Source organism: Gallibacterium genomosp. 2, assembly GCF_000771895.1.
In the GTDB taxonomy this organism is placed as follows: domain Bacteria; phylum Pseudomonadota; class Gammaproteobacteria; order Enterobacterales; family Pasteurellaceae; genus Gallibacterium.
The window spans coordinates 1-18,359 of record NZ_JPXY01000020.1 but is presented as its reverse complement, the minus strand read 5'-3'; the positions used below and the strand labels follow the sequence as shown (position 1 = coordinate 18,359).

The window sequence follows — 18,359 nt, the reverse complement described above, 5'->3', positions numbered from 1 at the left end:
TTCATTTCATCGGCTTTTGTTTGGACACTACATTACTACACATAGACTCCTTAAACATAGCAAAGCTTATATTGATAATAGATTTTATTTACTTACTCCAAAATGTCGATAAGTATGCAATGTGGCGATTCTTCCTCGTGGAGTACGTTGTAAGAAGCCTTGTTGAATTAAATAAGGTTCCAAAACATCTTCTATTGTTTCTTTCTCTTCACCAATTGCCGCCGCTAAATTATCCAAACCGACCGGTCCCCCGTCAAAACGCTCAATAATCGCCATTAACAATTTACGATCCATAAAGTCAAAGCCTTCTGAATCAATATCCAACATCGTTAATGCCAATTTAGCAATCTCTACCGAAATAAAACCGTCATTTTTTACATCGGCATAATCTCGCACACGACGCAATAATCGATTCACGATTCGAGGTGTGCCGCGTGAACGGCGTGCAATTTCGTGTGCCGCTTGCTCATCAATCTGGAGATTAAGACAATTTGCGCTACGCACCACAATGGAGGTTAAATCTTCAATGGAATAAAATTCCAAGCGTTGCACAATGCCAAAGCGATCTCGCAATGGCGAAGTCAATGATCCAGCACGAGTCGTTGCGCCAACCAAAGTAAACGGAGGCAAATCCAATTTAATCGACCGTGCTGCTGGCCCTTCACCAATCATAATATCCAGCTGATAATCTTCCATTGCCGGATACAACACTTCCTCGATTGCCGGTGATAAACGATGAATCTCATCAATAAACAGCACATCATAAGGTTCTAAATTGGTCAACATTGCTGCCAAATCACCGGCTTTTTCTAACACTGGGCCGGAAGTGGTGCGAATATTCACCCCCATTTCATTGGCGACAATATTGGCTAATGTCGTTTTTCCCAAACCGGGAGGGCCAAAAATCAATAGATGATCAAGTGCATCATTACGCATTTTTGCCGCTTTGATAAAAATATCCATCTGTTCCCGAACGTGTGGCTGTCCAACATAATCTTGCAATAATTTTGGACGAATTGCGCGGTCGATATATTCTTCTTCCGCTTTTGCTGTAGGGCTGATAATACGGTCTGCTTCAATCATATCTCTTTGCTTCTATGTATTGTTATAAGGCATTCTTCAAGGCTTCACGAATCAACTGTTCGCTATCCCATTCCGGTTTTGCCACACGTTTCACCATTTTTTCTGCTTCTGCTGGTTTATAACCTAAAGCAACTAATGCAGAAATGGCATCATCTGTTGCTGAAACTTTATCTATTTCAAATTTATTTTGTGTTGAATTCTGTTCAATAAAGAAATCATCGTGCTGATATGATTTAAATTTGCCTTTCAGTTCAACAATCAAACGCTCGGCAGTTTTCTTTCCTACACCGGGAATCTTCACCAATTTCGACAATTCTTCATGTTCTATCGCATAAGAAAATTCATTCACCGACATTGCCGATAAAATAGCTAAGGCTAATTTAGGACCTACGCCATTGGTTTTGATTAATTCTCTAAATAGTGTGCGATCCTGTTTATGGTAGAAACCGAATAAGAGGTGAGCATCTTCTCTCACTACTAAATGCGTATAAATGGATGTTTCCATATTAACTTCCGGTAAATGATAAAAACTGGTCATTGGTAATAAAACTTCATAACCTATACCGTTCACCTCTAATAAGATTTCTGGTGGTGATTTTTCCAATAGAATACCGCGTAAATGCCCAATCATAATTACCTCATTTTGTCTTCATAGAGCAGACTAGCGCTGCCCTATAAAAATTTGTTCGTTAGCATACCTTTAAACTGTATAAATATCCAGTTAATTGGAAAATTTTCCTAATTTATTATCTCATTATCTGTGATTGACTTGAAAAAAGTTTTACACTCTTTTCTTGAATGCTCATAATAGAAACATTATTCCTTATAAGAAGAAAGAAGTTTATGGCAAAAAAAGATGGCATTGGTGAAATTATTCTGTTTTTTGTATCCATTTTGGCAGCTTTGGGATGGTTTTTCTCAAAGTATGCTTTAGTCGGCTTTCCGCCTGTCGGTTTTATTGGATTGCGTTTTTTCTCTGCTGCTTTGTTATTCTTGCCATTTGCCTATCCACAATTTAAACGTTTAACTCGAATCGAAGTAATGCGTGCCAGCTCCACCGGGCTGTTATTCGCTGCTTTTATGGCAACTTGGATTATTGCTATTACTTATAGCAATAATCTTGGTGAGGGAGCTTTTTTGATGAGCATTTCAATGTTAATCGCACCATTGATTTCTTGGTTGGTGTTTCATAATAAACCGTTACGCTCATTTTGGATTGCTTTGCCGATTGCACTTTCCGGTGTTTATTTATTGGCGATTTCTAAAGGTGAATTGCATTTTTCGACTGACAGTCTATTCTATTTACTTGCCTCGCTATTCTCAGCAAGTTATTTTGTTTTACACAATCAATATTCAAAATCGATTCCGGCTTTAGCTTTAACTACATTGCAACTTTCTGTCGTTGGTGTGCTTTGCCTTAGTTACTCATTAATAGTTGAACCGTGGAAAAGTGAAGTGCCGACTTCAGCAATTATGTGGCTAACCATTAGCGTGCTAATCGGTACCAATTTCCGTTATATGTTGCAAACAATCGGGCAACGTTACTGCAATATTGCTAACGCTTCTATTATTATGTTGCTTGAACCGGTGTGGACAATGATAATGAGCGTTTGGTGGCTTGATGAACAATTAACAGCATTAAAATTGGCTGGTAGCGTATTAATCCTCGCCGCCTTATTGATTTATCGAATTAAAAATTTAATCGCGTTTATTCGCCGTAAAAATTATTAACTTTTCTATTTCAACTGCTTCCAATACAATAGCGAGCTTTTAAAAAGGATTAATCAAATGGTAGATCATATTTATTGGCTGACAATGTCTTCTCCGATTGGCAATTTACAGCTTTTTGCTCAAGAACAACATTTAATTAGTGTATTGTTTGAACGCGAACAGATACAGACACAGCAAAATTGGCGTTATGATGATCAACATCCGGTGTTGCAACAAACAAAAAACGCTTTAATACAATATTTCGCTGGACAAAGAACAGAATTTTCTGATCTGCCATTACATTTAATTGGTACGGAATTTCAACGTGCAGTTTGGCTTGCATTATTAAAAATCCCTTTTGGTCAAACTGCTAGTTATGCTGATATTGCTAATCAAATAAGAAAACCAAAAGCCGTGCGTGCGGTCGGTGGTGCTGTTGGTAGAAATCCTATCAGCATTATTGTGCCTTGTCATCGTATTCTCGGCAAACAACAGCAGCTCACCGGTTTTGGTGGCGGATTGCCGGCAAAACGCTATTTGTTACAACACGAAAACATCGCTTTTGTTGATAAAGGCATTGAATTTGTCAATCCGAAACATTGGCATCAATTAGAAAAATAAGAGGAAATTTATGTTAAGTTATCGCCACAGTTTTCATGCTGGCAATTTTGCCGATGTGCTGAAACATATTGTGCAACTTTTAATTATTGATGCGTTACAGCAAAAAGAGAAAGGTTTTCTCTATTTAGATACGCACGCCGGCGCTGGTCTTTATTCATTGCAAAGTTTTGAAGCAGAAAAAACAGCGGAATTTGAGCAAGGCATCGGTTATTTATGGCAACGCCAAGATCTTCCCGAAACGGTGAAATATTATCTGGATCAAGTTGCGAAAGTAAATTCCCAACAAAAACTTCGTTTTTATCCCGGTTCCCCGCTATTGGCGGCAAATTTATTGCGTCCGCAAGACAGAGCCATTTTAACGGAATTACATCCGAGCGATTATCCGTTATTACGCAAAAATATGCAGCCTTATAAAAATGTACAGGTTAAACGTGATGACGGTTTTCAGCAGTTGAAGGCAGTCTTGCCGCCAAAAGAACGGCGTGGATTTATTCTGATCGATCCGCCATATGAATTAAAAGAGGATTATCAGCTTGTAGTGGATGCCATTGTTGAGGGCTATAAACGTTTTGCTACCGGCACATACGCCATTTGGTATCCGTTTGTTTTACGTCAACAAATTAAGAAAATGGTACGTGCTTTAGAACAGACTAAGATCCGTAAAATCCTACAAGTTGAATTGGGAATTCGTCCTGATACCGCACAACGAGGAATGACGGCAAGCGGAATGATCGTGATTAATCCGCCTTGGAAATTAGAAGCACAAATGAAAGCCATTTTGCCTTATTTAGTTAACGTTTTAGCTCCGGAAGGTACCGGATATTGGGAGCTACATTGGATTTCGCCGGAATAAATATTGCTATTACCAATTAAACCAATTTATGTTAACAGTTGGCTTATTTTATTTAATTTCGTCAAAATAAACGACATTACAGTTTAAATTTAATGGGAGAACAAAAATGAGAGAATATGATTATATTGCTATTGGCGGTGGTAGCGGTGGTATCGCTTCGATTAACCGTGCTGCGAGCTATGGTCAAAAATGTGCTATTATTGAGGCCAAATATCTTGGTGGTACTTGTGTAAATGTGGGTTGTGTGCCGAAAAAAGTAATGTGGTACGGTGCGCAAATTGCTGAAGCAATTAATCTCTATGCGCCGGATTATGGTTTTGATGTGACTGTTAACCAATTTGATTTTGCAAAATTACGTGAAAGCCGTGAAGCCTATATTGATCGTATTCATCAATCCTATGAGCGTGTTCTCGGAAATAACAAAGTTGATATTATTCGCGGTTTTGCAAAATTTGTTGATGCGCATACTGTTGAAGTCAATGGCGAATTAATCAGAGCAAAACATATTCTTATCGCAACAGGCGGTCGTCCAAGCCATCCAAATATTGAAGGAGCGGAATACGGTATTGATTCTGATGGCGTATTTGCATTGACATCGTTGCCAAAACGTATTGCTGTAGTTGGTGCAGGTTATATTGCAGCGGAATTGGCGGGTGTTTTACATAGCTTAGGTGTTGAAACCCATCTATTTGTGCGTAAACACGCACCGTTGCGTAATTTTGATCCGTTAATTGTTGAAACTTTAGTAGAAACTATTAATAACGAAGGTCCAACTCTACATACTCAAGCTATTCCACAAAAAGTGGTGAAAAATGATGACGGCTCACTCACACTCTTTTTAGAAGATGGACGCTCACAAACCGTAGATTGCCTTGTTTGGGCGATTGGTCGTGTACCTATGACAGATAAGCTAAATTTGGCAGCAGCTGGAGTGAAAACTAACAGCAAAGGTTTTATTGAAGTTGATAAATATCAAAATACCAATGTGCAAGGGATTTATGCAGTGGGAGATAATACCGGTGCGGTCGAATTAACGCCTGTTGCCGTAGCAGCCGGTCGCCGTTTATCTGAACGTTTGTTCAATAATAAACCGACTGAACATTTAGATTATAACTTAATCCCAACTGTGGTTTTCAGTCACCCACCAATCGGCACGGTAGGATTGACCGAGCCACAAGCCATTGAACTATATGGCGCAGAAAATGTGAAAGTGTACAAATCAACCTTTACTTCTATGTATACCGCTGTAACGCAACACCGCCAACCTTGCCGAATGAAATTAGTTTGCATCGGCTCAGAAGAAAAAATTGTTGGTTTGCACGGTATTGGTTTTGGCGTAGATGAAATGATTCAAGGTTTTGCTGTTGCTATTAAAATGGGGGCAACTAAAAAAGATTTTGATAATACAGTGGCAATTCACCCGACAGGTTCGGAAGAATTTGTGACAATGCGTTAATTTTTTGTGGCATAGTAGACAAAAGTGTTGGTAAAAAGTGGGCTAAAGCCTTATAGTACAAGGCTTTAAGCCCACTTTTTGAAATATGAACAAAAAACTGTCCTTTTTGCCTTAAGAACAATATCCAAAAGTATGGAAAGAAAAATAATATTCAGAGATACTTTTGTTCATCCTGTCATAAAACCTTTTCTTCCACAAATAAATTAAATCCAATAGATATTTGGACTGATTACACAATAGGAAAACAAACCTATAAACAATTAGCCGAAAAATATCACTGTTCCATTAGAACTATTCAGCGTTATATTGAAAAATCCCCTAAAGCTAAATTAACTCCTTTACAACAAACCTATCTAAATATTATTGCAGACGTGACTTTCTTTGGTCGTGACTTTGGTGTATTAGTTTTAATGGATACCTTATCTAAAAAAGCCGTTTATCATCGTGTCGTAAAAACAGAAAAAGACCTCTATTATAAGCTCGCCTTGAACATACTTCGCGAAAAAGGCTATAGAATTCAATCTATTACAAATGATGGACGTAGAGGGCTGTTAAAGGATTTATTTAATACCCCAATCCAAATGTGTCATTTTCATATGGTTGCAATTGTAATGAGAAAATTAAGAAAAAAACATCAATCACAAGCGGGTAAAGAATTAAAAATTATTGTTAAAACATTAAAAGAAAGCCATAAAAATGAATTTTATTTGAGATTACATCAATGGTATTTAAAACATAAAGAATTTTTAGATGAACGCGCTGAATATCCCAATGAGAAAGGCTATTTTCCTTATAAACATCGTAATGTAAGAGGGGCTTATGCTAGTTTAAAATACTATATGAAATATTTATTCACCTTTGAAGAATATACACACTTGAATATAGAAAAAACAACGAATCGGTTGGAAGGGTTATTTAAAGAACTGAAGCAAAAATTATCTATTCATAACGGATTAACGAAAAAGCATAAGATTATGTTTATAAAGGATTTTTTAAATAAAAAGAGTTGGTAATAATTAGGGGAAATAATTAAAACCAACACTTTTGTCCATTAGAGGCATAGTTTGCAGAAAAACCAACACTTTTGTCTACTATGCCAAAGTTAATGCTACATTAATTTACAGTATATCCAAAAATGAATAATTCCTTCCAAAAATACACTTTTTGATAATCAGGTTTGCTCTTTATTATTGAATTTAGAGTTGTTAATTTTTCGATATAAAAAGCATTCTACTGATTTATTCCGAAAAGTTAAACTACAATTTTAAGGACTGAATCTGTATTTTTTCATTGCAGTCCGTCTTTTAGGTTGTAGTTGTAATCCTTCAATATCGAAATATAAACAGATTTAGTCAGATGTTACTTCTCTGTTTTGGAATGTTGAATTGAGCAATCAATGTTAGTCTAGAAACGGCAAACGTAAGATAGGTGAATAAAAAGGCTTTCGTAGTGTTGAAAATAGCAATCAACGACTTGCTACTTACAAATTCGGCTATATTCAGTCATAAAAATCTGCACCCTATGTGTTGGATAATGAGACTAACTTTAGGGTGCAGATCACTCATTGGAAATGCTTTTTTAGTTTCGATCAATTATTTATTATACAATTCAAAATAACTTTTTGCTGCTTTTTGCCAACTGAAATCTTGGCTCATCGCAGTAGAACGTATTAAACTCCATTGTCGTGGTTTTTGCCAAATAGACAACATTTGATCAATAGCATAAAGAAAACCCTCCACATCTGCAAATTGGAACACAAAACCAGTTGCGATTTTTTGTTTTTGTGTTTCCGGTGTGGTGTCTACTACCGTATCAGCTAATCCACCGGTCGCACGCACTAGTGGCAAAGTACCATATTTTAAGCCGTATAATTGTGTTAAACCGCAAGGTTCAAAACGGCTAGGTACTAAAATAACATCACCACCAGCCACCATTTGGTGAGAAAGGGCTTCGTTATATGCAATCTTTACACCAATTTGTTGTGGGTATTTCGCTGCTAATTGACGTAAAGTTTCTTCAAAATGTGGTGCACCTGTTCCTAACACAGCCAATTGCACACCACGATTTATCAATGCTTCTGCAGCATTAATCACCAAATCTGCACCTTTTTGTTCCACTAAACGAGTAACCATTACTAACAAGGGTACAGTTTCTGTTTCTGTTAAACCGAATTCTGCCTGCAATACCTGTTTGTCTTTTTTCTTACCTTGCATTTTGCCGTGTTTATAGGTTTTAGCAATGTAGTTATCTGTTGCAGGATTCCAAACTTGATCGTCAACACCATTTAAGATACCGTGTAAGCGATTTTGGGCTGCTCGAGTTTGCAATAAACCATCAAAACCGTATGCCATACTAGGATCGGTAATCTCTTTAGCATAAGTTGGACTTACTGCTGTAATTTCATCGGCATAATACAAACCAGATTTAAGATAAGAAATTTGTCCGTAAAACTCCAAACCATCAACGTGGAAAAAGTGATATGGCAGCTGTAATTCCGCCATATGACGGGCATTAAACATACCTGCATAAGCTAAATTATGGATGGTAAAAATTTTCTTCAATGGTAATTGCCAAGCAGTAGCATAAGCTGCTGCCAAACCAGCTTGCCAATCGTGCATATGCATAACATCCGCCTCGCCCCACCACTGATCTGCTCCAGCGGCTAAGGAAGCTCCTACCCAACCAAGCGTTGCAAAGCGTAAATAGTTATCGGAATAATCCTGATAATATTCGTTATGATATGGATTACCACCGCGATCAAATAGATGTGGTGCATTAATTAAATAAATGCCAATGCCTTTATATTCTGCAAAACGAATTTCAATATGTCCGGCAAAACTGAATAAATGTAATGAATGTTGATGTTGCGGAAGTTTTTCTGCTACCGCCGGATACATTGGTAAAACGACCCTAACATTCATACCTTCCGCTTGTTGTGCAAATGGTAATGCACCCATTACATCAGCTAAACCGCCAGTTTTAATTAATGGGTATAATTCAGAACAAATATGAAGTACTTTCATTGATTTAACCTTAATTTTTTTAAGTAAAATATCCGCTTTTTAGATTCTGCTATCAATAAAAAGCGGATATTTATTAAGACAGGAATAACAGATTACTCTTCTTTATCTGTTTTTGTTGCATCAATCGCTGATTCTTCTTGATCAAAAAGTTTTTCCAGCATTGGCTCTGTTACCAATACAATATCCCCTTTACTACTTATCCTAAAACGTTGACGATCCAATTCAAGATCTACACCAATTTTCATACCATCCGGAATGTGGCAATTACGATCAATAATACAACGACGTAATACGCAGTTTTTGCCAATTTTTACTTGAGGCAAAATAACTGCATATTCAATTTTTGATCCCTCGTCTACCCTAACGTGGTCAAACAGCACCGAATTACTGATTTCCGCATCAGTAATTACACTACTACCCCCGATAAGTGAATTATCAATAGTTTGTTTATGTGGATGTTTATAGAAGAACTTTGTTGGTAGCGTTTGTTTAGGTACAGTACGAATCGGCCAGCTACTGTCAAACATATCCAGTTGAGGTTTTTCACTGACTAAATCAATATTTGCCGACCAGTAACTTTCCAAAGTACCTACATCACGCCAATAGATCAAACCTTGTGTATTTCTACCTTTGCTTGAACGTTCAAACGGATGGGCATAAAGCAATCCTTCTTTCACCATCGCCGGAATAATATCTTTACCGAAATCGTGAGAGGTATTTTCGTAACTAGCTTCACGTGCCAAAATATCATACAGATAATCAGCATCAAAAACATAAATTCCCATTGATGCCAAAGATGAATCAGGTTTATGTGGTAATGTTGGCGGATTTGCCGGTTTTTCCACAAATTGTTCTACTTTTAATTTTTCATTAACTGCCATCACACCAAATGCCTTTGCATCCTCTTTCGGCACTTCAATACAACCTACAGTTGCCTTACCACCGAATTCAATATGATCTTCAATCATACGCATATAATCCATCTTATAAATATGGTCGCCGGCAAGAATAAGCACATATTTAGGATGATAATGATCTTTCATAATAGGAACGTTTTGCCATACCGCATCCGCCGTACCTCGATACCAAGTAGAATCATTTAATTGTTGACGAGCCGGCAACATATCCACAAAATGTCCTCGTTCTCGCGGTAAAAATGACCAACCGTGTTGTAAATGACGTAATAACGAATGTGCTTCGTATTGCGTAATTACCCCAATTTTTAATAAACCTGAATTAAGACAATTAGATAAGGCAAAGTCAATAATACGATGTGCCCCTCCAAAGTAAACAGCAGGTTTCGCTCGACGATCGGTCATTTCGTGCAAACGAGAACCTCGTCCTCCAGCTAAAATAAGAACTAACGTATCATTGGCAATGCTTTCACGCGTTGGGATAGCGTTTTTCGTTGTAGTGGCTGTTGCTGCGCTCATAATATTCTCCTGTGGTTATCGTTTTTCAATAAGTGATTGCATTAAAATAACAACTCCCAGATGTGCCACAATCGCTTGAGATTGTTCGATCCTGAGACCCTCGCCAAACCGTTTCTGCCAAATTCCGGCTGGAAGCTGAAAAATTTGCTCACCACGATTAGCATTAAAAAGTAATAGATACTTTCCTTGTAATAACAACGCTAAGGCTCGTCCCTGTTGCCAATCTTGTGTTTGCATCGGTTCGCCCTGAGGGGTAAACCATTGTGCATTTTCGGTATTCCACCAATCATCATAAATACCGGTTATCGCCATTTCTTTACGTAAAGCGATGAGATCTACCACATATTGTTGCAATTCTGTATCTGTTTCTTGCCAATTTAACCACGTCAATTCATTATCTTGACAATAACAATTATTATTGCCCTGCTGGCTATGACCAATTTCATCTCCTGCCAATAACATAGGCGTTCCTAATGCCAATAACTCTGTTGCCAACAATGCTTTTTTACTGAATATACGTTGTTGTTTAATATCAATATCGTCAGTTTCTCCCTCTACACCGTGATTAAAAGAAAAATTATGATTATCTCCATCACGATTATCTTCGCCGTTATCCCAATTATGCTTTTCGTTATAACTGACCAAATCCTGTAAATTAAAGCCATCATGTGCGGTAACAAAATTTATTGAACAATGAGGAGAACGATATTGATGTTGAAAAGTGTCCGCACTACCGGCAAAGCGTTGTGCTAATACACCAAGCTGTTGACTATCTCTTAACCAGAAACGGCGAATATCACCACGGAAACGATCATTCCATTCAGCAAAAAAATCAGGGAAAGATCCTAATTGATAACCACCTGAACCAATATCCCAAGGTTCAGCGATCAGCTTACAATTTGCTAAAACAGGATCTTGTTGTAGTGCAGTAAAAAAAGCAGCTTTTGCATTGAATTGTGGCGTTCTACCCAATACGGCTGCCAAATCAAAGCGAAAACCATCAATATGAAATTCTTTGACCCAATAACGCAGACAATCCATTACCCACTGTAATACACGAGGTTCTGATAGATTTAAACTATTTCCACAACCAGTCCAATTTTCATATTGCTGTTGGTGATGCCAATAGTAAAGGTAATTATCAATGCCTCGCTGACAAAGCGTTGGTCCGGAAATATCGTTTTCCGCTGTATGATTAAATACTACATCCAAAATCACTTCAATCCCCATTCGGTGCAAGGCTCTTACTACAGATTTCAACTCTAATGATACAGCTTTTATTGATGATAACCTTTGATCTGGGGCAAAATGTGCCAACACATTGTAGCCCCAATAGTTTCTTTTATGTTTTTGCTGTAGATGAGGTTCATCTAAATGCAACATTATTGGTAATAATTCTACTGCAGTTACCCCTAAGTTTCGCAAATATGCTAAACTAGCTTCATCAGCTAACCCCGAAAATGTTCCTCTTGATGCTACAGATATAGCATTATTTAATTTAGAAAATCCTTTAACGTGTAATTCATAAATAATAGTTTGAGACCAAGGTGTTCGTGGAGCTTGATCATCTTGCCAATCAAAATCATCTTCAGTAATAACACTTTTCGGTGCAAGCCAAGCATTGTTTTCTTGATTATTCCAGTGGAATAGCTTTAATTGATCAAAAGTGAACAATGAAGGCAAATCCTCTACTGCTCGACTATAGGGATCAATCAACAATTTAGTGACATTGTAACAATAAGGAAGATCCGTATCGCCCTCTAAACGAAAACCATATTTCTGCCCTACGTCAACATCAACTACAAAAAGAGTAAAGCAATCTTGCTGTCTGAACATTGAATAACGAGTTTCGTGGCTATGCTCATCAAACAGGCAAAGCCAAGCTTTGGTAGCGTGAGGTGCAACTAAAACAAAATTAAAGCCTTTTTTGCCAGCAAATTCGGCACGATGACAACCAATCGGATAATCATAACCAATAAAGACCTGCTTTTTCTCTATCTCAAATTCTCTAATTGAACCTGATTTCAACCGTTTAAGATGATGAGCCATAACCACTTAATCCCTATGCTACATAATCATTATTTATTGGTTTTTCGTTTCACTGATTTCGCTTTTTTAGCCGGTTTTCTTTTGGAAGCCGTTTTACTTACTTTACTATTATTAGTATCTGAAAGGATTTCTTTTCCCTTGGTTGCTACAGTAACCGCTTGCTGTGCTTTTGTAGCTTCTGCCAGCTTCGCATCATCATTTTCATCATCCTCTGCATTTTCCAATACAAAATAACTTGCACCTAGTGGCGGCACATCAATGCTGATTGAGTTAGCTTTACCGTGGCTTTCGATTTTTTCACTCCAAACGCCTTCACCGTTATTCACACCGCTACCTTTATAGGACGCATCATCGGAATTCAGCACCTCACGATAAAATCCTGCTTTACGCACACCAAAACGGTAATTATGACGAACTTCAGGAGTAAAATTACACACGACAACTACGGTATCACCGTTTTTCGCATAACGAGCAAATACTAAAACCGATTGTTCCGCATCATCCACAACTAACCATTCAAAACCATTAGGATGCTGATCCTGCTGCCACAATGCTGGATAACGTTGATAAAGATGATTTAAATCTCGCACCCATTTTTGAACACCATTATGCCAACCATCGTATTCGTCATTGAGCAAGAACCAATCCAAACTTTCTTGATAATTCCATTCTCTGCCTTGAGCAAACTCATTCCCCATAAAGAGCAGTTTTTTACCCGGAAAGCCCCACATATAACCGTAATAAACACGTAAATTAGCGAATTGTTTCCAGCAATCACCCGGCATTTTGCTTAACAAAGAGCCTTTGCCGTGGACCACTTCATCATGCGATAATGGCAACACAAAATGTTCGCTATATTGATACATCATCCCGAATGTTAATAAATTATGGTGATACTTACGATAAATCGGATCTAATTTCATATAACGCAACGTATCATTCATCCAGCCCATATTCCACTTAAATTGGAAACCTAAACCGCCGCTTTTTGTATCGTGGCTAACGCCTGGAAATGCGGTACTCTCTTCCGCAATCGCCAATACCCCACGCTGTTCATCCTGTAATAACGCATTAGTACGCTGTAAAAAATTGATCGCTTCCAAATTTTCACGCCCACCATATTGATTCGGAATCCACTCGCCATTTGCACGGCTGTAATCTCGATAAATCATTGAGGCAACCGCATCAACCCGCAAACCGTCAAAACCGTAACGTTCTATCCAATACAATGCATTACCACTTAGATAGTTACGCACTTCATTACGTCCAAAGTTATAAATCAATGTATTCCAGTCTTGGTGATAACCTTCTCGTGGATCAGCGTGTTCATATAATGCTGTGCCATCAAATTTACGCAAACCGTAATCATCTGTTGGAAAATGACCAACAACCCAATCTAACAACACATAAATTCCTGCTTCGTGTGCTTTTTCAAGGAAATGGCATAATCCTGTTGCATCACCAAAACGACTGGTTGGAGCATATAATCCTAACGGTTGGTAACCCCACGAACCATCAAATGGAAATTCCGATAATGGCAATAATTCAATATGAGTGAAACCCATTTCTTTTACATAAGGGATCAATTCATCTGCGATTTGCTCATAGCTTAGCCAGTAATTATTTTCTAAATTGCGTCGCCAAGATCCCAAATGCACTTCATAAATACTTATTGGTGCATCAACTGCATTTGCTTTTACTCTTGTTTCATTATACGGTTGTTTAGGTGGCAATTTTGTGACAACAGAAGCGGTTTCCGGACGTAATTGCGCAGCAAAAGCATAAGGGTCTGATTTCAAACGTAAATCACCGTTGGCATCCAAAATTTCAAATTTATACAAGCTGCCTTCATTCACTTCAGGAATAAAAATTTCCCAAATACCACTCTCTTGGTGGAAACGCATCACGTGACGACGACCATCCCATTGGTTAAAATCACCGACCACAGAAACTCGGCGAGCATTTGGCGCCCAAACACTGAAATTTACGCCCGCAACATAGCTGTTTTCTGTTAAATGTGCGCCCATCGCTTCATATGGACGATGATGTGTTCCCTCTTTTAACAGCCAATTATCCAGTTCAAACAGGCAAGATGGGAAACGATAAGGATCTTCCTGATAGATCGCTTCTGCACTGTTTTCATATTGAATTTTAAATACATAATGCAGATTGACCTCAGAATGTGGCAATAATGCTACAAAAAATCCACGTTCATCGACAGCTTTCATTGTGGCTAAACAATGATTTCTATCACGATTATAAATTTCTACCTGTTTTGCATTCGGCAATAAGGCTCGAATCATTAGCCCCTGCTCTGTCATATGTGGGCCTAAGAAAGAGAACGGATCAGCGTGTACCGCATTAAATAACTGTTCGATTTGGTTATAATCAAGGGTAACCATACTATTTTTTCCTAATAAAATAAATTTGAGACTATCTTGATAACATTCCGCCGCCACCTCTGTCGGCAAGGTTTGTCTTGTAGCAATAATTTGACGTAAATCACGATGTAATTCTTGAATAATTTTCGGATCAAGTAATGAATTCGGCAAACGATAACGCCAATTCGGATACGCTTTTGCTACTCCCGGAATATTGAATGATGAAGTAACTCCTAATAAATTTTCTGGCTGCAAGGCAAATAATTGACTTTCACTTACTGCACCTAACTGATGTATCGCCAAGTTCAGTTCATTCGTCAAAGAAAAGTCCCGTGGGAATGTTGGCAATAATTTTGCCTGTTTTAATGTTTGGATAAAGCGTAATTTATCATCAGATCGTTGTTGCAGTGCTTTTTCATATTTATCCTGTTGTAACACTCCGAGCTGATACATCGTTTCAATATCTGTTGATTGCCAAAAACCACTTAATGGAGGTAAATCGTGAGTACTGACTACCGCTAATGCATTTCTTTTATATTGTTCCGGCAATAAATAACCATCGTAGCCACGATTAAAATACATCACGGCATAGGAATAAACACCATAACGGTCTAACCATTGACGCACTTCCGGTGGCACAATCCCCAAATCTTCACCGACAATCAAACAGTGGCAACGCTGACTTTCAATCGCCAACACTGCCATCATTTCATCGATAGGATAATGTACATATGCACCGTTTGCTGCATTTTTGCCTGAAGTAATCCACCATAAACGGTATAACGCCATCACGTGATCAATACGCAAAATACCGTAATTCTGCATATTGGCTCGCCACAATTTAATCAAGGGTTGATAGCCCAACGCACGTAATTGTTGCGGTTGTAACGGAGGCAATTGCCAGTTCTGCCCTGCCGGGCCGAGTTCATCCGGCGGTGCACCGACAGAAGCCTGCAAGCAGAATAATTGACGATCACACCAAGTGTCCGAACCGCCACGAGCTACACCAACAGCCAGATCACCATAAAGCCCCAATTTGACTCCGGATTGCGCTACTGATTTCCGCACGGCTGAAAGCTGATCGTGCATTAGCCACTGTAGCCACATATAAAATTCAATCTGTGTTTTATGCTCTGCGGCGAACTGCTTCACTGTTTCACTGTTCGGATTTTGATAAGCTTTATCCCAAGCAAACCAACCTAAAAGTTGATCATCATCTTCCTCTTTTTGCTGTTGAGAAAACGCGCGATCCAACGTTTCAAAAAGACCGTGCAAATATAGCGGTTCGCCCTGTTGCGCAACAAACTGCGAAAATGCTTGACGACGTGCCGCAAACTGCCCTTCACGTTTAAATGCTTGATAGGCAACACGCAAAGCTGCCAATTTCAACTGCCAAACACCGGAATAATCCACCCACGCACAATCCTGTAATTGAGCTAATTGTTGTTGAACAGAATCATCATTAAACCACGTAATAAACGCGCTTGAAGTTGCTTCAGGCAAAAGATCTACTGCTAAATAAATCGGATTTAACCATCGGCGAGATGACGGGCTATAAGGACTCGCCCATTCAGGATGTGCCGGAAACAGTGCATGCAACGGGTTAATCCCAATAAAATCAATACCATCCTTTGCATACTCTACCGCAATTGCCTCTAAATCGGCTAAATCACCAATTCCCCAATTTCGCGGTGAACGTAAACTATAAAGCTGAACATTTAAGCCACTGACTTTATTACCATTACTTAATAAGGTTGGCTGATAAATTTTCGCTGGTGCAACCAATAAACAGTAGCGAGCATAATTTGTTATCAAATAGTAATACCCCATCGATAACGGCATAAACTTAATATATTCTCTACTCTGAAAGTCCCAGCTATTTTCAATTTTTTCATTATTTTCATTTAAAAGCTGGTATGGTATTTCATCATCTACAAAATTAAGCTTTTGCCAGTCCAAATATTCTACTGTTTCTGCATTTAACACAAAGACATTTTTAAACTGTCCTACACTATTTTGCTCAGGTTTCAACCACGAAATTAATTGAGATAAGACAGCATCATCAACATCAATTTTCTGTCCTTCCAACGTATAATAGAAAGGCGAAACACCAACAGCACGAGCTTGCTGTTCCAGTTGAGATCTTCTTGAAATGAGTCCATTAGAGGAACCAGAAGTCGATAATTCCACGAGATTCTCCACAAAATACAACAGTATCTCCACGACATACTTCATCATACTGCTACAAGCATCGTTCCTATCAAGCACAAGCAATCGTTTGCTCTGTAGTAAATATGATAAAACGAATAAGTATTTTATACTCTCTTTTTAGTATAAAACCTACTGCAATATGTCAAAGTTATGATCTCGCCCACAATATTTTTGATTTTTTGCTTATTTTTTATGAAAGGGGTTGAAAAGAAGTGAGAATATAAACTCACTTCTTTTCAAGGAATAATGAATGGAATTTCATCAGGAAAGGAGTTTTTTTATTGCCTGCTCTGCCGTCAACACCGTTGCAAATTCACCGTTTAAACTGGCAAGTGCGGTGTCGTGCATTAATTGAGCGGGGAAATTTTCTCCATTAATGCCTCTGCGATTGAAAGTGGCGGTTGCATCAGAAATAAGAAAGACTTCATAACCATAATTACCTGCCATTCTGGTCGTGGTTGACACGCAATGATCGGTAGTTAATCCAACAATCACAAGTTGTTTAATTTTCCGTTGATCTAATTGTTGTTTTAAATCTGTGCCGATAAATGCACTGTTTACCTGCTTTTGAATGATGGTTTCACCCTTTATCGGCGCAGTAATTGCCTTAAATTGATTTCCTGGATGATTAGGCGCTAAACAAGAAGTTGCAATTTGAGAACAGTGTTGTATATGAAAAATCGGGTAACCTCTCTCACGCCAAAGTGTTAATAATTCCCTTGCTTTCTGTTCCGCATCCGGGTTATTTCTTTCATCTCCCCAATAATTCGGAATATCAAAGCCTTGTTGCAAGTCAATTAATAATAGTGCCGGTGCTATTTGCATAGAGGTTCTCCTAATCTGTTTCGATAAAACGCGTTTTAGTATAAGTGTTTCAACTTCAATACTATAGTGTTTTTATACAAAAAATAGACAACTCTGACTAGACTCTCCGCTATTTTCCATTAAAATGCTAACTTTTATTTACTATAAAAGAAGAGAAATAAACTTGAAAAGTCTAAATCATCTTATTAATTCTTCCATTTTAATGGCATATTTAATTTGTTTAGGTTGGTCTATTGCTTATGTCTGTGGTTGGGCTAGAGCATATTATTATGGTTATTCTTGGGAGTTGGTAGAAGTTGGCACTTCAAATATTGCTCGAAGTTTGGGATATGTTGTCTTTTTTTCAATTATTATCACTATTTTCTACTCTTGTGGTATGTATGTTTTGCATTTAGTTAAAAAATATTGTCCACAGGATATTGTACGATCAATAAGGTTATTTATTGTTCTAACAACCGTATTATCTCCAATTGCAGTTGTGTTGTTTCTCTTTATGAAAGAGATAGACTACACCCCAATTATTATTTATCTATTATTGTCTATCCCAACTTCTATCGTTTTTAATAAAACTGTTTCTACTTTTCGACTGCAAGACCTTATACAGATAATCAATAGGCAAAAAATAAATGCTATGCTTGTAATGTCAGCTGTCTATATTTATTTTATTCTTTCTGCCTTTTTGGTTGGATACGTCAGCCTGATGAATCCCCTAAT

Annotated in this window: 13 protein-coding genes; 6 read left to right on the top strand and 7 right to left on the bottom strand. The window is 38.0% G+C overall.

Annotated features, from left to right (window positions below):
- Window positions 1-84: 84 nt before the first annotated feature.
- Window positions 85-1,083, bottom strand: coding sequence for a Holliday junction branch migration DNA helicase RuvB (gene ruvB, locus P375_RS04730; RefSeq protein ID WP_039134943.1), 999 nt, complete (start codon window positions 1,081-1,083; stop codon window positions 85-87).
- A gap of 22 nt (window positions 1,084-1,105) precedes the next feature.
- Window positions 1,106-1,714, bottom strand: a complete 609-nt coding sequence (ruvA, locus tag P375_RS04725; protein WP_039134941.1) for a Holliday junction branch migration protein RuvA — start codon at window positions 1,712-1,714, stop codon at window positions 1,106-1,108.
- Between the two features lie 212 nt (window positions 1,715-1,926).
- On the opposite strand from ruvA, the gene P375_RS04720 reads away from it, so the two are divergent.
- From P375_RS04720 to P375_RS04700, 5 genes are all read left to right on the top strand, one after another.
- Window positions 1,927-2,814, top strand: a complete 888-nt coding sequence (locus tag P375_RS04720; RefSeq protein ID WP_039134938.1) for a DMT family transporter — start codon at window positions 1,927-1,929, stop codon at window positions 2,812-2,814.
- Window positions 2,815-2,871: 57 nt separating this feature from the next.
- Window positions 2,872-3,414, top strand: coding sequence for a methylated-DNA--[protein]-cysteine S-methyltransferase (locus P375_RS04715; RefSeq protein WP_039134935.1), 543 nt, complete (start codon window positions 2,872-2,874; stop codon window positions 3,412-3,414).
- Between the two features lie 10 nt (window positions 3,415-3,424).
- Complete coding sequence (locus tag P375_RS04710; protein WP_039134932.1) at window positions 3,425-4,267, top strand: 23S rRNA (adenine(2030)-N(6))-methyltransferase RlmJ; 843 nt, start codon at window positions 3,425-3,427, stop codon at window positions 4,265-4,267.
- A gap of 106 nt (window positions 4,268-4,373) precedes the next feature.
- Window positions 4,374-5,723, top strand: coding sequence for a glutathione-disulfide reductase (gorA, locus tag P375_RS04705; protein WP_039134929.1), 1,350 nt, complete (start codon window positions 4,374-4,376; stop codon window positions 5,721-5,723).
- Between the two features lie 122 nt (window positions 5,724-5,845).
- Window positions 5,846-6,736, top strand: a complete 891-nt coding sequence (locus P375_RS04700; RefSeq protein ID WP_432430741.1) for an IS256 family transposase, variant Zn-binding type — start codon at window positions 5,846-5,848, stop codon at window positions 6,734-6,736.
- A gap of 579 nt (window positions 6,737-7,315) precedes the next feature.
- Here P375_RS04700 and glgA read toward each other — a convergent pair.
- The 5 genes from glgA to P375_RS04675 form a co-directional block, all read right to left on the bottom strand.
- Entirely contained in the window at window positions 7,316-8,746 is a 1,431-nt protein-coding gene (gene glgA / locus P375_RS04695) for a glycogen synthase GlgA (RefSeq protein WP_039134923.1), read from the bottom strand.
- A 92-nt stretch (window positions 8,747-8,838) separates the two neighbouring features.
- Window positions 8,839-10,179: a glucose-1-phosphate adenylyltransferase gene (glgC, locus tag P375_RS04690; protein WP_039134922.1), complete on the bottom strand. Its 1,341-nt coding sequence runs from the start codon at window positions 10,177-10,179 to the stop codon at window positions 8,839-8,841.
- 15 nt (window positions 10,180-10,194) lie between these two features.
- On the bottom strand, window positions 10,195-12,228 hold the full coding sequence (gene glgX, locus P375_RS04685) for a glycogen debranching protein GlgX (RefSeq protein ID WP_039134920.1): 2,034 nt from the start codon (window positions 12,226-12,228) through the stop codon (window positions 10,195-10,197).
- 29 nt (window positions 12,229-12,257) lie between these two features.
- Window positions 12,258-16,799, bottom strand: coding sequence for a 1,4-alpha-glucan branching protein GlgB (glgB, locus tag P375_RS12975; RefSeq protein ID WP_039134917.1), 4,542 nt, complete (start codon window positions 16,797-16,799; stop codon window positions 12,258-12,260).
- Between the two features lie 282 nt (window positions 16,800-17,081).
- Window positions 17,082-17,645, bottom strand: a complete 564-nt coding sequence (locus P375_RS04675) for a cysteine hydrolase family protein (protein WP_039134914.1) — start codon at window positions 17,643-17,645, stop codon at window positions 17,082-17,084.
- A 202-nt stretch (window positions 17,646-17,847) separates the two neighbouring features.
- Here P375_RS04675 and P375_RS04670 point away from each other — a divergent pair.
- On the top strand, window positions 17,848-18,359 hold a 512-nt coding region (locus tag P375_RS04670), incomplete at its 3' end, for a hypothetical protein (RefSeq protein ID WP_245176422.1).

Bases quoted from the DNA above. Each gene is read 5' to 3' on its own strand.
- ruvA (WP_039134941.1), bottom strand. From the start codon at position 1,714: ATGATTGGGCATTTACGCGGTATTCTATTGGAAAAATCACCACCAGAA.
- gorA (WP_039134929.1), top strand. From the start codon at position 4,374: ATGAGAGAATATGATTATATTGCTATTGGCGGTGGTAGCGGTGGTATC.
- glgX (WP_039134920.1), bottom strand. From the start codon at position 12,228: ATGGCTCATCATCTTAAACGGTTGAAATCAGGTTCAATTAGAGAATTT.
- ruvB (WP_039134943.1), bottom strand. From the start codon at position 1,083: ATGATTGAAGCAGACCGTATTATCAGCCCTACAGCAAAAGCGGAAGAA.
- P375_RS04710 (WP_039134932.1), top strand. From the start codon at position 3,425: ATGTTAAGTTATCGCCACAGTTTTCATGCTGGCAATTTTGCCGATGTG.
- P375_RS04675 (WP_039134914.1), bottom strand. From the start codon at position 17,645: ATGCAAATAGCACCGGCACTATTATTAATTGACTTGCAACAAGGCTTT.
- P375_RS04715 (WP_039134935.1), top strand. From the start codon at position 2,872: ATGGTAGATCATATTTATTGGCTGACAATGTCTTCTCCGATTGGCAAT.
- P375_RS04720 (WP_039134938.1), top strand. From the start codon at position 1,927: ATGGCAAAAAAAGATGGCATTGGTGAAATTATTCTGTTTTTTGTATCC.
- glgA (WP_039134923.1), bottom strand. From the start codon at position 8,746: ATGAAAGTACTTCATATTTGTTCTGAATTATACCCATTAATTAAAACT.
- glgC (WP_039134922.1), bottom strand. From the start codon at position 10,179: ATGAGCGCAGCAACAGCCACTACAACGAAAAACGCTATCCCAACGCGT.